Annotated in this window: 8 protein-coding genes and 1 tRNA gene; 6 read left to right on the top strand and 3 right to left on the bottom strand. The window is 70.2% G+C overall.

The genetic code is table 11. The annotated features are described in order from the left end of the window. Positions 1-211 precede the first annotated feature (211 nt). The 5 genes from IM725_RS10710 to IM725_RS10730 all read left to right on the top strand — a co-directional run bounded on the left by IM725_RS10710 (position 212) and on the right by IM725_RS10730 (position 11,242). Complete coding sequence (locus IM725_RS10710) at positions 212-6,802, top strand: HAMP domain-containing protein (RefSeq protein ID WP_193780585.1); 6,591 nt, start codon at positions 212-214, stop codon at positions 6,800-6,802. Continuing rightward, entirely contained in the window at positions 6,802-8,874 is a 2,073-nt protein-coding gene (locus IM725_RS10715; protein ID WP_193780586.1) for a hybrid sensor histidine kinase/response regulator, read from the top strand. Before IM725_RS10710 ends, IM725_RS10715 begins: the two co-directional genes overlap by 1 nt. 22 nt (positions 8,875-8,896) lie before the next feature. Beyond that, positions 8,897-8,987, top strand: a tRNA-Ser gene (locus tag IM725_RS10720). A 276-nt stretch (positions 8,988-9,263) separates the two neighbouring features. Further along, entirely contained in the window at positions 9,264-9,785 is a 522-nt protein-coding gene (locus IM725_RS10725) for a hypothetical protein (protein WP_193780587.1), read from the top strand. 188 nt (positions 9,786-9,973) lie between these two features. Continuing rightward, entirely contained in the window at positions 9,974-11,242 is a 1,269-nt protein-coding gene (locus IM725_RS10730; RefSeq protein ID WP_193780588.1) for an MgtC/SapB family protein, read from the top strand. Positions 11,243-11,318: 76 nt separating this feature from the next. Here the strand turns inward: IM725_RS10730 and IM725_RS10735 are convergent, their stop codons facing one another. Continuing rightward, complete coding sequence (locus tag IM725_RS10735) at positions 11,319-12,143, bottom strand: ChbG/HpnK family deacetylase (RefSeq protein ID WP_193780589.1); 825 nt, start codon at positions 12,141-12,143, stop codon at positions 11,319-11,321. Between the two features lie 20 nt (positions 12,144-12,163). On the opposite strand from IM725_RS10735, the gene IM725_RS10740 reads away from it, so the two are divergent. After that, positions 12,164-12,547 carry a GtrA family protein gene (locus IM725_RS10740; protein WP_193780590.1) on the top strand — a complete coding sequence of 128 codons (384 nt, stop codon included), beginning with the start codon at positions 12,164-12,166 and terminating at the stop codon, positions 12,545-12,547. Here the strand turns inward: IM725_RS10740 and IM725_RS10745 are convergent. Beyond that, positions 12,495-14,051: an ArnT family glycosyltransferase gene (locus IM725_RS10745; RefSeq protein ID WP_193780591.1), complete on the bottom strand. Its 1,557-nt coding sequence runs from the start codon at positions 14,049-14,051 to the stop codon at positions 12,495-12,497. The two genes, IM725_RS10740 and IM725_RS10745, sit on opposite strands and share 53 nt — an antisense overlap. Further along, positions 14,048-15,070 (bottom strand): glycosyltransferase family 2 protein, encoded by a 1,023-nt coding sequence (locus IM725_RS10750; protein WP_193780592.1) that lies wholly within the window; start codon positions 15,068-15,070, stop codon positions 14,048-14,050. Before IM725_RS10750 ends, IM725_RS10745 begins: the two co-directional genes overlap by 4 nt. Between the last annotated feature and the right edge of the window lie 4 nt (positions 15,071-15,074).

Consider the following 15,074-nt stretch of genomic DNA (forward strand, 5'->3'; position numbering starts at 1 on the left):
GGTGAGCGCCGCACGGCCGCGCCGGGCGGCCCATGCCGGCCGCGTCAGGACGTAACGCCTTTTGCTGTAGGCCTCGTCCTACGATGCCCGGCTGGCTTGGCCTGGCCATGGATGGGCTGGACCCTCGCGTTGTCGCATGGATGGGATGCGACTACCCTGACGCCGGTTTGAGCTGCCAGCCTCGGCAGTATTGCGTTTCTGGGGGACCAACATGGAAGTCGTGGCCAAGCTACCGGTGGCTGATCAGCGCGAGGGTGAACTGCGCCAATTGCTCAAGGCCCTGGGGGCATTCCGCCGCGGCGAGACCGGGCTGACGCTGCCCACCGAATGGGACGGGCTCTACGGCAAGATCGCCGCCGAGTTCAACGAATTGAGTGCGCAGGCGGCGCGCCACTCGAACCGGCTGCACGGCCTGGACCCGGCGCAGCGCAGCGCCGGCCGGGCCAACCGCCGCCTGCCGGACGAGAAACTGACGGGCTTCTGGCAGCAGGACGTGGCCGCCATCAACAACGTGCTGGACCACTGCGAACTGCTGTCCGAGCACACGCGCACCTTCCTGGGCGCGCTCACCGACCTCAAGAAAGGCAGTGCCGCCGCCCAGCTCCCGCGCGACTGGACGGGCGTGTTCGGCAAGGTTGCCGACGCCTTCAACGACGTGGTGGCCGAGAACCTGCACATGGCGCAGGAACTGGCTCGCTTGTCACGCGTGGTGGGCAAGGAGGGCAAGCTCAAGGAGCGGGCCCAGGTGCCCAGCGCGAGCGGCTTCTGGCGCGAGTCGGCCGATTCCATCAACTCGCTGATCTCCGACCTGGTGCACCCGACCTCGGAAGTGGCCCGCGTGATCGGTGCCGTGGCCCAGGGCGACCTGTCCAAGTCCATGGCGCTGGAGGCCGACGGCCGGCCGCTGGAAGGCGAGTTCCTGCGTACCGCCATGATCATCAACAAGATGGTGCAGCAGCTGGGCACCTTCGCCGCGGAAGTGACCCGCGTGGCGCGGGAGGTGGGTACCGAAGGCAAGCTGGGCGGCCAGGCCGACGTGCAGGGCGTGGCGGGCACCTGGAAGGACCTGACCGACTCCGTGAACTTCATGGCGTCCAACCTCACGGCCCAGGTGCGCAACATCGCGGACGTGACCAAGGCCGTGGCGGCGGGCGACCTGTCCAAGAAGATCACGGTGGAGGTGAAGGGCGAGATCCTGGAGCTGAAGAACACCATCAACACCATGGTGGACCAGCTCTCCTCCTTCGCCTCGGAAGTGACGCGGGTGGCGCGCGAAGTGGGTACCGAGGGCAAGCTGGGCGGCCAAGCCGACGTGCAGGGCGTGGCCGGCACCTGGAAGGACCTGACCGACAACGTGAACTTCATGGCCGGCAACCTGACTTCGCAGGTTCGCAACATCGCCGACGTGACCACGGCCGTGGCGGCCGGCGACCTGTCCAAGAAGATCACGGTGAACGTGAAGGGCGAGATCCTGGAGCTGAAGAACACCATCAACACCATGGTGGACCAGCTGCGAAGCTTCGCGTCGGAAGTGACGCGGGTGGCGCGCGAGGTGGGCACCGAGGGCAAGCTGGGCGGCCAGGCCGACGTGCAGGGCGTGGCCGGCACCTGGAAGGACCTGACCGACTCCGTGAACTTCATGGCGTCCAACCTCACGGCCCAGGTGCGCAACATCGCGGACGTGACCACCGCCGTGGCGGCGGGTGACCTTTCCAAGAAGATCACCGTGGACGTGAAGGGCGAGATCCTGGAGCTGAAGAACACCATCAACACCATGGTGGACCAGCTGCGCTCCTTCGCCGCCGAGGTGACGCGGGTGGCGCGCGAGGTGGGTACCGAGGGCAAGCTGGGCGGCCAGGCCGACGTGCAGGGCGTGGCCGGCACCTGGAAGGACCTGACGGACTCGGTGAACTCCATGGCCGGCAACCTGACCTCCCAGGTGCGCAACATCGCGGACGTGACCACGGCCGTGGCGGCCGGCGACCTGTCCAAGAAGATCACGGTGAACGTGAAGGGCGAGATCCTGGAGCTGAAGAACACCATCAACACCATGGTGGACCAGCTCTCCTCGTTCGCCTCCGAAGTGACGCGGGTGGCCCGCGAAGTGGGTACCGAAGGCAAGCTGGGCGGCCAGGCCGACGTGCAGGGCGTGGCCGGCACCTGGAAGGACCTGACCGATTCCGTGAACTCCATGGCCGGCAACCTGACGGCCCAGGTGCGCAACATCGCGGACGTGACCACCGCCGTGGCGGCCGGTGACCTCTCCAAGAAGATCACGGTGGACGTGAAGGGCGAGATCCTGGAGCTGAAGAACACCATCAACACCATGGTGGACCAGCTGCGGTCGTTCGCGTCTGAAGTGACGCGCGTGGCGCGCGAGGTGGGTACCGAAGGCAAGCTGGGCGGCCAGGCCGACGTGCAGGGCGTGGCGGGTACCTGGAAGGACCTGACCGACTCCGTGAACTCCATGGCCGGCAACCTCACGTCCCAGGTGCGCAACATCGCCGACGTGACCAAGGCGGTGGCCGCCGGCAACCTCTCCAAGAAGATCACGGTGGACGTGAAGGGCGAGATCCTGGAGCTGAAGAACACCATCAACACCATGGTGGACCAGCTCTCCTCCTTCGCCTCCGAAGTGACGCGTGTGGCGCGCGAGGTGGGCACCGAAGGCAAGCTGGGCGGCCAGGCCGACGTGCAGGGCGTGGCCGGCACCTGGAAGGACCTGACGGACTCCGTCAACTCCATGGCCGGCAACCTCACTTCGCAGGTGCGCAACATCGCCGACGTTACCAAGGCCGTGGCCGCCGGTGACCTCTCCAAGAAGATCACGGTGGACGTGAAGGGCGAGATCCTGGAGCTCAAGGCCACGATCAACACCATGGTGGACCAGCTGTCGTCCTTCGCCTCGGAAGTGACGCGGGTGGCGCGCGAGGTGGGCACCGAAGGCAAGCTGGGCGGCCAGGCCGACGTGCAGGGCGTGGCCGGCACCTGGAAGGACCTGACCGACAACGTGAACTTCATGGCCGGCAACCTGACTTCGCAGGTGCGCAACATCGCGGACGTGACCAAGGCCGTGGCGGCGGGTGACCTCTCCAAGAAGATCACCGTGGACGTGAAGGGCGAAATCCTGGAGCTCAAGGCCACGATCAACACCATGGTGGACCAGCTGCGGTCCTTCGCGTCGGAAGTGACGCGGGTGGCGCGCGAGGTGGGCACCGAGGGCAAGCTGGGCGGCCAGGCCGACGTGCAGGGCGTGGCCGGCACCTGGAAGGACCTGACCGACAACGTGAACTTCATGGCCGGCAACCTGACGTCCCAGGTGCGGAACATCGCCGACGTGACCAAGGCCGTGGCCACCGGTGACCTCTCCAAGAAGATCACGGTGGACGTGAAGGGCGAGATCCTGGAGCTGAAGAACACCATCAACACCATGGTGGACCAGCTGCGAAGCTTCGCGTCGGAAGTGACGCGGGTGGCGCGCGAGGTGGGCACCGAAGGCAAGCTGGGCGGCCAGGCCGACGTGCAAGGCGTGGCCGGCACCTGGAAGGACCTGACCGACAACGTCAACTTCATGGCCGGCAACCTCACTTCGCAGGTGCGCGGCATCGCCAAGGTGGTGACCGCCGTGGCCAACGGCGACCTGGAGCAGAAGCTGACCGTGGAGGCCAAGGGCGAGATCGCCGCGCTGGCCGACACCATCAACTCCATGACGGAGACGCTGGCCACCTTCGCCGACCAGGTGACCACGGTGGCGCGCGAGGTGGGCGTGGAAGGCAAGCTCGGCGGCCAGGCCAAGGTGCCTGGCGCGGCGGGCACCTGGAAGGGCCTGACCGAGAACGTGAACCAGCTCGCGGCCAACCTGACGACCCAGGTGCGCGCGATCGCCGAGGTGGCGACCGCGGTGACCCAGGGCGACCTGACGCGCTCCATCACCGTGGAGGCGCTGGGCGAGGTGGCCGCGCTCAAGGACACCATCAACGAGATGATCCGCAACCTGCGCGACACCACGCAGGTCAACACCGAGCAGGACTGGCTCAAGACCAACCTGGCCAAGTTCTCGCGCATGCTGCAGGGCCAGAAGGACCTGGTGGCCGTGGGCCACCTGATCCTGTCCGAGCTCGCGCCCGTGGTGGGCGCGCAGCAGGCCGAGTTCTACGTGCTGCGCTACTCGCACGAACAGCCCCGCCTGCGCCTGATGGCCAGCTACGCCTCCGACGGCCATGGCGCCTACGGCAAGGAGATCGACATGGGGCAGGGCCTGGTCGGCCAGTGCGCCCACGACAAGAAGAAGATCCTGCTCACCTCCAGCATTCCCGAGGCGCTGCGCATCTCGTCCGGCCTGGCCGAGGTGGCGCCGCTGAACGTGCTGGTCATGCCCATCATCTTCGAGGGCCAGGTGCGCGGGGTGGTGGAGCTGGCCTCGCTCGAGCGCTTCAACCCGACCCACCAGGCCTTCCTGGACCAGCTGATGGAATCCATCGGCATCGTGATCAACACCATCGAGGCCAACATGCGCACCGAGGACCTGCTCACGCAGTCCCAGTCGCTGGCCCAGGAGCTGCAGAGCCGCCAGCAGGAACTGCAGCAGACCAACGAGGAGCTGCAGGAGAAGGCCCGCCTTCTGGTGCACCAGAACCACGAGGTGGAGCGCAAGAACCAGGAGGTGGAGCAGGCTCGCCAGGCCCTGGAAGACAAGGCCAAGCAGCTCGCGCTGACCTCCAAGTACAAGTCCGAGTTCCTGGCCAACATGTCGCACGAGCTGCGCACGCCGCTGAACTCGCTGCTGATCCTGTCCGACCAGCTGTCCAAGAACCCGGACGGCAACCTCACGCCCAAGCAGGTGGAGTTCGCCAAGACCATCCACTCGTCCGGCAACGACCTGCTGATGCTGATCAACGACATCCTGGACCTGTCCAAGATCGAGTCCGGCACGGTGGTGGTGGACGTGAACGAGCTGCGCCTGTCGGACCTGCAGCTCTACGTGGAGCGCACCTTCCGCCACGTGGCCGAGGCCAAGAACGTGGACTTCATGATCCACACCGGGCTGAACCTGCCCAGCTCCATGGTCACGGACGTGAAGCGCCTGCAGCAGATCCTCAAGAACCTGTTGTCCAACGCCTTCAAGTTCACGCACCAGGGCCATGTGACGCTGACGGTGGAGGAAGCCTTCACCGGCTGGTCGCCGGACAACGAGGACCTCAACCGGGCTCAGCAGGTGCTGGCCTTCTCGGTCGAGGACACGGGCATCGGCATCTCCTCGGACAAGCAGCAGATCATCTTCGAGGCCTTCCAGCAGGCCGACGGTTCCACCAGCCGCAAGTACGGCGGCACCGGCCTGGGCCTGGCCATCAGCCGGGAGCTCTCCAAGCTGCTGGGCGGCGAGATCCGCCTGTCCAGTGCGCCGGGCCAGGGCTCGAACTTCACGCTGTACCTGCCGCTGGTCTACACCGGGGCGCGCTCGCCGCGCCGCGTGACCCCGACCGTGGAAACGCGCGCCGAACTCGCGCCCACGGTGCAGCGGCGCCTGCCCGTGCGCCACGAACCCGCCGTCGAGGACGCGGTGGTGGTGGGCGAGGACACCGCCATCCTCAAGAACGAGGTCGGCGACGACCGGGACAGCATCCAGCAGGGCGACCGCGTGCTGCTGATCGTCGAGAACGACCTGGCCTTCGCCCGCTTCCTGCTCGACGCGGCCCGGGCCAAGGGCTTCAAGGGCCTGGTGACGGCGCTGGGCGCAGGGGCGCTGACCCTGGCGACGCAGTTCAAGCCTTCGGCCATCACCCTGGACATGTACCTGCCGGACATGGACGGCTGGCGCGTGCTGGACCGCCTCAAGCAGGACCCCGGCGCACGCCACCTGCCGGTGTGCGTGATCTCCACCGACGACTCCAAGGACCGGGCCTTCCGCTCGGGGGCCGTGTCCTTCCTGGAGAAGCCGATCCAGAGCAAGGAGGTGCTGGACGGCATGCTGGACCGCCTGCACTCCTGGCTGGCCCGGCCGCAGCGCACGCTGCTGGTCGCGCTCAAGGATGCCGCGGCGCGCCGCGAACTGCTGGCGCAGCTGGAGGGCGAGGACATCGAGACCGTGGTGGTGCGCAGCGGCGACAAGCTGGTCGAATCGCTGGAGGAGGGCGACTTCGACGCGGTGGCCCTGGAGGAGGGCTTCCCGGGCGTGGAGCCGGGCGAGCTCAGGCGCCTGCTGGCCGGCCAGGCCGAACTGGGCCCGGTGCCGCTGCTGCTCTACCGCACCAACACCCGCGGCGGCCAGCGCTATGCCTGGAGCTCCGACGAGACGGTCACCGTGCACGAGGCGCACTCGGTGCCCAAGCTCTTCGACGACACGCTGCTGGCGCTGCACCACAACATGGCGCGGCTGCCGGAGGCCAAGCGCTCGCTGATCAACGGCCTGTACGAAACCAGCCGACCGCTGGCGGGCAAGCGGGTGCTGATCGTCGACGACGACATGCGCAACATCTTCGCCCTGGCCACGGTGCTGGAGGAGCACGGCATGGACATCGTGTGGTCCGACAACGGCCGCGACGCCATCCACCGGGTGGCCACGGATCCGTTGATCAAGGTCGTGCTGATGGACATCATGATGCCGGAGATGGACGGCATGGCGACCATGAAGGAGATCCGCAAGCTGCCGCAGGGCAGGAACCTCCCCATGGTGGCCGTGACCGCCAAGGCCATGAAGGGGGACCGTGAAAAATGCATCGAGGCCGGCGCATGGGACTACCTGTCCAAACCCGTCAACACCCAGGATCTTCTGACCGTGCTGCGCGCGTGGCTCCACCAGTGATGGCCGCGCCGGTTCCCCCCGCAGCGGCGGCGCCCGAGCTGCCGCTGCCGGAGAAGGCCAACATCCTGGTGGTCGACGACCTGCCCGAGAAGCACCTCGTCTTCCGCAGCATCCTGGAGGAGCTGGGGCAGAACATCGTCTCGGCCCGTTCGGGCCAGGAGGCGCTGCGCTGCATCCTGGAGCAGGAGTTCGCGGTGATCCTGCTGGACGTCAACATGCCGGACATCGACGGCCTGGAGACGGCCAGCCTGATCCGGCAGTACAAGAAGTCCTCGCAGACGCCCATCGTCTTCATCACGGCCTACGTGGACGAGGTGCAGGCCAAGCGCGGCTACGCGCTGGGTGCGGTGGACTACATCCCCTCGCCGGTGGTGCCCGAGGTGCTGCGCTCCAAGGTGCGCGTGTTCGTGGAGCTGTTCCACATGAACCGCCAGCTCAAGCAGCAGGCGGCCGCGCGCGAGGCCCTGGCGCGGGCCGAAGCGGCGCGGGCGGCGGCGGAAGACGCGATGGCGCGTGCCGACTTCCTGGCCGAGGCCAGCCAGCGGCTCTCGCGCTCGCTGGACATCGACGAGACCATCGCTGCGCTGCTGGACGTGGCCGTGCCCATGCTGGGCGAACGGGCCCTGCTGGTGATGACCAACAGCGACGGCACGGTGGCGCGCATCGAGGTGAACCCGCCCGATCCGGGCATCACGCCCAACCTCTCGCCGCCCTTGCGCCACGCGCTGGCGCGGGTGATAGAGACACGACAGTTCCAGACCTGCACCGAGGGCGAGCACATCCTGGCCCTGGGCCCCATCATGGGCGGCGACCGCCTGCGCGGCGTGCTGATCGTCGAACATGCCTCCAGCATGGACGGGGCCCGGGTGGCCCTCATCAAGGAGGTCGCCAGCCGGGCCTCCATCGCCATGGAGAACGCCCGCCTGTACAGCGCCGTGCAGGATGCCGACCGGCGCAAGAACGAATTCCTCGCCATGCTCGCGCACGAGTTGCGCAACCCGCTCGCGCCCATACGCAACGCGGTGCACATCATGAAGGGCGACGAGGTCACCCAGGTCACCATGAACTGGGCGCGCGACGTCATCGGCCGCCAGGCCGACCACATGGCGCGCCTGATCGACGACCTGCTGGACGTCTCGCGCATCGTGCAGGGCAAGGTGACCGTGCGGCCCGAGCGCCTGGACCTGGCGGCGGTGGTGGAGCGGTCGGTCGAGGCCAGCCTGCCGCGCGCGAACAGCCGCGAGCAGCGCATCCTGGTGTCCCTGCCGCCGCAGCCGGTGGAGATCCAGGGCGACGCGGTGCGCCTGTCGCAGGTGCTGTCCAACCTGGTGAACAACGCTTCGAAATTCTCCGCCCCCGGCGCGCGGATCTGGCTGGACGCCAGCTTCGCCAACGGCCAGGCGCGCATCGCCGTGCGGGACGAGGGCAGTGGCATCGAGCCGGCGTTTCTGCCCCACATCTTCGAGCTCTTCGTGCAGGGCGACCAGTCGCTGGACCGCTCCCAGGGCGGCCTGGGCATCGGCCTGACCCTGGTCAAGCACCTGGTGGAACTGCACGGCGGCCAGGTCAGCGCACACAGCGAAGGCCCCGGGCGCGGCACCGAGGTGGTGGTGCGCCTGCCGGCGCGCCTGGCCGCGCAGGAGGCGCCACCGGTTCCGGCCGAGGCGCAGCCGCAGCGCCAGCGGGCGCCGGCGCGGGTGCTGGTGGTGGACGATCTCGCCGCTTCCGCCGACACCCTCATGACCCTGCTGGAGATGGAAGGCTTCGAGGTGCGCACGGCCAACGAGGGCATGTCGGCGCTGCGCATCGCGGAGGATTTCAGGCCGGACGTGGTGCTGCTGGACATCGGCCTGCCGGGCATGAACGGCTTCGAGGTGGCGCATCGCCTGCGCACCCAGCCGGCCTCGCGCGACGCCCTGCTGATCGCCCTGACCGGCTACGGCGAGGCCGAGAGCCGCTCGCGCTCCGTGCAGGCCGGCTTCGACTTCCACATGGTCAAGCCGGCCGACGTGAACCTGCTGCTTTCCATGATCGCCGAGCCGCGCCAGCCCCGCGGGGAGACCGCCACCTAGCTGCTACAATGGCGGTCTTTCCGGAGAGGTGGATGAGCGGTTTAAGTCGCACGCCTGGAAAGCGTGTGTGGGTTAATAGCCCACCGCGGGTTCGAATCCCGCCCTCTCCGCCAGTTTCCCTCTAGTTCGACGCGACGCCCCGGCATGGGGCCCGGCCTCAGCGCACAAGCCGTGCGCCTGTGCGGGCCTCGCGTCCATTCCCCGACTCGACCCGCCGCCTGTGCGGCACCGTCTGGCTCACACCCGGCCCGGCGGCGTGCCGCTCCGTTTTCGGCGCCAGCCTCGCGGCCGGTGTTTCATCACCGGTGCGCAGGCAACAGCGCATTGCTGAGCGGAGCGAGACCGCAAAGGCGCAGACCATGGGACCCCGTACCTCGAAGGACTTCACCATGAACAGCCGGACTGCCTCCTCCTCTTCCTCTTCCAAGGGCAGCAACCCGCAGGGCGCGGAAGGCCAGCCTTCCTTCACGATGCCCATGCCCTGGGCCGACCGGCTGGACGCCTCCCGCCAGCAGATGGCCCTGGGCGCGGAGATGACGGCCCACGGGCTCGCGGCCTGCCAGGCCCTGGGGCTCGTGAACCAGCACATGCTGGAGCGCCTGGCGATGGCGCACCGCCAGGCGGCCGAGTCCCTGCGCGCGGCCACCACGCCCGAGGAGGCCTGGGCCGCGCAGGCCAGCCTGCTCGCCACGGCCCTGCAGGACGCCCTGCGCTACTGGCAGGAGGTGCTGGTGGCCAGTTCGCGCGTGGCGGTGCCGGCCTCGGCCGATCGGGGCACCGGCAGCAGCGCCGCGGCAACGACGCCCGGTGAGATGGCGGCTGCGGCCGTGCAGGCGGCGGCCCCGGTGATGAAGGCCTGGCAGTCCATGTTCACGGGTCCGGTGAACGGCGGGTCCGCGGCGCCGCACTGAGGCCTGCCGCCGCCGGGCGAGCCCATCCGCGCGGGGCCTGACCCAGGTCAAGCAAAGGCCTGGAGGCTGCGCTATGGTGGACAGGCCATGCAGCCTGCCCACCCGCGCATCCCGTCCGCCCCGCCCGCGCGCGGCCGGGTGCCGTCGCGGTGGCGATGCCGGGGACGCGCCCGCGGCGCGCCGCGGCCATGATCCTCGGCCCTTATGCCTCCCTGGGCGTGGCCCTGGCCGCCGGCCTGCTGGTGGGCCTGGAGCGCGGCTGGCGCGAGCGTGAACTGCCCGACGGCGGGCGCATCGCGGGGCTGCGCACCTTCGCCCTCATCGGCCTGGTCGGCGGGCTGCTCGCCCTGCTGCCTTCGCCGGCCGTACCGCTGGGGGTGGGCCTGGCCGCCGTCGCGCTGCTGTTCGCGGTCGGCTACAGGCGGGTAGCGGCCGAGCAGGGCACCCTCAGCATCACGACGGCCGTGGCCGCGCTGTCCACCTTCACGCTGGGCGCCCTGGCCACCAGCGGGCAGCCGGTCATCGCGATCGGCGGCGCGGTGGTGGTCGCCGTCCTGCTGGACCTGAAGACCGTCCTGCATGGCTGGCTGCGCCTGGTGCAGCCGGCCGAGATCAATGCCCTGCTGCAGCTCGGCGTGCTGTCGGCCGTGGTGCTTCCGCTGCTGCCGGACCAGGGGCTGGGGCCGTACGAGGCCGTGAACCCCTTCCGCCTCTGGATCGCCGTGATCCTGATCGCGTCGATCTCGCTCCTGGGCCATGTGGCCACGCGCTGGCGGGGTGAGCGCAGCGGCCTGCTGTGGACCGGGCTGCTGGGGGGCCTGGCCTCGTCCACGGCGGCCACCTTCGCGCTGTCGCGGCTGGCCCGCGCTGGCGAGGCCGGCCCCCGCTCGGCCGCGGCGGGCGTGCTCGCCGCCTGCGGGATGATGTTCTTCCGCATCGCGGCCGTGATCCTGGCCCTGCGACCCGGGATGTCCTGGCGCCTGCTGGTGCTGCTGGCGGGCCTGGGCCTGTTGACGCTGGGGGCCGCCGCGCTGTGCTGGCGGCGCAGCGACAGCGCCGCGCGGCCCGCTGGCGCGGCCGCTGCCGCCTCCGCCGCGCCGGTGTTCGACCTGCGCACCGCGCTGGGCTTCGGCCTGGTGCTGGCGGTGGTGGCCGTGATCGCGCGCGCGGCCTCGCAGGCCTTCGGCGCGGCCGGCCTCTACGCCGTGGCCTTCATCTCGGGGCTGGCCGACGTGGATGCCATCCTGGTCTCCGCCGTGCAGATGTCCGGCCAGGGAATCATCGGCGTGCCGCAAGCCTCGTCCGCGCTGTTGCTGGCGGTGGCCGCCAACATGCTGCTCAAGGCTGTGGCGGCGTGGGCGATCGGCGGTGCCGCCGTGGGCCGGCCGGTGGCGTCGGGGTTCGCAGCCACCACGCTGGCCGGTGCGGCGGTGCTGCTGCTCGGCGGCCTGGGCTGAGGCGAGGGCGGCTGCCCGTGCGCCGCGGCCGGGGCACTAAGATGTGCCCCGCATGCACCTGGACCCCAAGAATCCCTCAAGCCTCTTGCAGGAGATCGCCCATGCGCGCCAGGCGCAGGCCGGCGGCAGAGAGCATCTCGTCCCCCTGCGCGGAGCCCAGCACCGCGAGTTCGGCCTGGCGCGTCGCCAGCAAGGGGTCGGCCTGTGCGCCGGGCACGTCGGCGGCGGGATGGCACATCAGCAGATCCCGGGCGCCGGCCGCCGCGAACCAGCCGCGCAGCAGCGCGGCATAGCGCGTCGGGCTGTCGCCCTGCAGGTCGTACACGCCCAGCAGGTGGGCGTTCTGCGCGAAGCCGGCGGCGGCGGCCAGCCGCTCCAGCCCGGCACAGCCCATGGCATCGATGACGGCCGACTTGCCCGCGAAGGGCTGGCCCGGCACGCGGCGCGTGCGGCGCAGCCAGGGCCGTTGGCGCGGGTAGCGCCGCGTCAGCACCTGCATCAGCGCGTCGCGCACCACCGGGAACTGGTGCACGTGCTGGTGCCCGTCCACGTGCGCCGGCGCACGGCCCAGGGCCGCCTCGAAGCGATCGAGCTGGGCCTCGATCTCCACGCGCAGGCGGCCGGCGCCGGCCAGGCGGGCGCTGCTGCGCAGCATCCAGGCCCCCAGTCCGCCGCGCAGGCTCGCGTCCAGCGGGGTGGCGGTGAGGTCCAGGTGGAGCCCGAGGTCCACGGCCCGCGGGTCGAGCTCGCGCAGGGCGGGTGCGCCCTGAGCCCAGCTCGGACCGCCCACCATGCAGCTCGCCGCGCTGATGCGCCCCTGGCGGGCCAGCGCGAGCACGGCGGCGTCCACCCCGGCATGGTGGCCGAAGTCGTCGACGCAGATGGCGATGGGCGTGGCCATGGCGGCGTCAGGAGGCGCGCATGACCCGGCGCCTGGCCTGGTTCGTCGCCGTCGGCTGCGCGGCCGCCGCCACGCATTTCCTCGTCGTGCTGGCGCTGGTGTCCCTGCTGGGGGCGGCACCGCTGGCGGCCAACGTCCTGGGCTGGCTGGTCGCCTTCACGGTGTCCTTCGCCGGCCACTGGAACCTGACCTTCCGCGCTTCGGGCGCGCCGCTGGCACAGGCCGCGGGCCGGTTCTTCCTGGTCTCCGCGGCGGGCTTCGGGGCCAACGAGCTGGCGTATGCGCTGCTGCTGCGGCTGGGCGGGCTGCGGTACGACGTGGCGCTGGCGCTGGTGCTCGTCGGCGTGGCCGTCATGACCTGGCTCCTGAGCTCGCGCTGGGCGTTCCGGGGCAGGCGGGCGTAGCGGCGCCGGGATCCAGGCGCCACAGCGTGAGCCCGTTCTTCTCGTCCACGCGGGTGGACGCGCGCAGCCAGGCAAATACGCGCGGCGCCTCGGACCCGGCGAACACCCACAGGCGCGGCCGCGGCGTGCCGCAGGCCAGGGCGTCCAGCTGACCGGCGGTGAACAGCTCCCGCTGATCGGGCTGGAACTGCGCGGCATCCCCCAGCTCCTTGCGCCAGTTGTCGCGGCTTTGCACCACGGCGGGGGTCCAGTCGTCCACCACGATCACGGGCTCGCGCAGCGCCGCGTAGAAGGAGACCGCGAAGTGGTAATCCCAGATGAACACGACCCGGTCGCCCGGTTGCATCTGCTGACGCAGTTCGAGGGCGAGGTCGCGTTGCCGGGTGTCCGCCGCCAGGGTGATCCAGACGCAGGCGACCAGGCCGATCGCGCCCGCCAGCAGGGCCGTGCCGCGCAGCCAGCGGCCCGTGGCCGGTGAGCGGCGCAGCCGCTGCAGCGCGGCGTCGGCCATCAGCAGGGCCAGCGGTGCGGCGACGGGGAAGATGTAGCCCACCAGCTTGGAGCGCGGCAGCGAGAAGAACAGGGTGATCGCGAGCACCCAGACGCCCAGCAGCAACCGCTGCGCCAGGAGGCCGTCGGCGCGCCAGAAGTCGCGTCGCGCCAGGCCGGCCACCCACGGCGTCCAGGGCAGCAGCAGCAGCGCCAGCACGACCGGGTAGAACCAGAACGCGTGCGCGTTGTTGAAGCCGGTGCCGGTGAAGCGCTGGAAGTGCTGCACGATGAAGAAGTAGTGCAGGAAGGCCGGGAAGCGCTCCTGCATGAGCACGAACCAGGGCCCGGCGACCGCCAGGAACACCAGCGCACCCCGCCACGAGAGAAGCACCAGCAGCCCGCGCGGCCTGCGCACCAGGGCCAGCCAGCCCACCAGCACCAGGAAAGGCAGCACCGCGCCGATCAGGCCCTTGGCCAGCACGCCCAGGGCGGCGAACAGCCACGCGCCCAGCACGGCCCCGTTGCGGCCCGCGCCCTCGGGCGCCAGCACGGCATGGGCCGCCGAGAAGATCGTGGCCGTGATGCAGCCCGCGACCAGCATGTCCAGGTTGGCGTACTGCGCGCCGAAGTACGAGAGCGGGGCGGTCGCGAACACCAGCAAGGACGTGCGCGCCACGCCCTCGCCGAACCAGCGGCGTGCGAAGAGGAACAGGGACGCCGCGGCCAGCGCGGCGCCCAGGAAGGGCGCCAGGCGCGCCGCCCACTCGTGCAGCCCGAACACGGACAGGGAGGCGGCGGTGATCCAGTAAAACAGGGGCGGCTTGTGGAAGTAGGGCAAGCCGTCCAGGGTGGGGGTCAGCCACTGCCCGGTGCGCACCATCTCCCAGGCCACGCCCGAGTAACGGCCTTCGTCAGGCAGGGCGAGCGGGCGCACCCAGATCGTCAGGGCCAGCCAGGCGAGGCAGGCCAGCAGCGGGCCCCAGGCCCGCAGGGTGTTGCGTGCGCCGTTCACGGTTCGCGACGACCCAGGCCGCGCCCCAGCGCGCGATGCACCACGTAGAGCGGGCGCCCCTTCACTTCCTCGAAGATGCGGCCCACGTATTCGCCGATGATGCCGAGGAAGACCATCTGCAGCCCCAGGAACAGCATCAGCGTGACCACGATGGTGGTCCAGCCCGAGACCTCGTTGCCCCAGAGGAGGTACTGGATGATGAGGAAGCCGCCGTAGAGGAAGCCGACCAGGGCCACCAGCAGGCCGACCACGCTCACGATGCGCAAGGGCCAGGTGGTGAAGGAGGTGAGGCCGGCCAGCGAGAGGTTCAGCAGGCGCTTGAAGCTGAAGCTGCTGCGGCCATGCACCCGCGCCTCCGGCACGTAGGGCAGGGGCACGGCCCGGAAGCCGACCCAGGCGTACAGGCCCTTCATGAAGCGGTTGCGCTCGGGCAGCTGGAGCAGCGCGTCGACGGCACCGCGGTCCATGAGCCGGAAATCGCCGGCGCCCTCGGGCACCTCGAAGCGGTCGAAGGCGTTGAGAAGGCGGTAGAACACGCCGGTCCCCACGCGCTTGACCCAGGCCTCGTCGTCGCGGTGGCTGCGAACCGCATACACCACGTCGGCGCCCTCGCGCCAGTGGGCCAGCATGGGCTCGATGAGCGAAGGCGGGTGCTGCAGGTCGGCGTCCATGATGACCACCACCTCGCCGGCGGCCGCTTCCAGCCCGGCGGTGATGGCGGCCTCCTTGCCGAAGTTGCGCGAGAGCACCCGCCCGACGAAGCCCGGCTGGCGCGCCCAGCGCGCGATCACGGCGGCCGTCGCGTCGCGGCTGCCGTCGTCCACCAGCACCACCTCCCAGGCCCGCGAGAGCGTGGGCAGCAATTCAGCCAGGCGCGGCAGCAGCAGTTCCAGGTTCTGCGCCTCGTTGTGGCAGGGGATCACGCACGACAGGGTGGGCGTGCCCCGCTCGGGAAGCAGCCCGTCCTCGCCCGGCAACGGCACGTGCGGGTCGGTACTGCGGGGCGGGTTCTGGGTCATGGAT

It is taken from the genome of Ramlibacter aquaticus, from assembly GCF_015159745.1.
GTDB lineage: Bacteria > Pseudomonadota > Gammaproteobacteria > Burkholderiales > Burkholderiaceae_C > Ramlibacter > Ramlibacter aquaticus.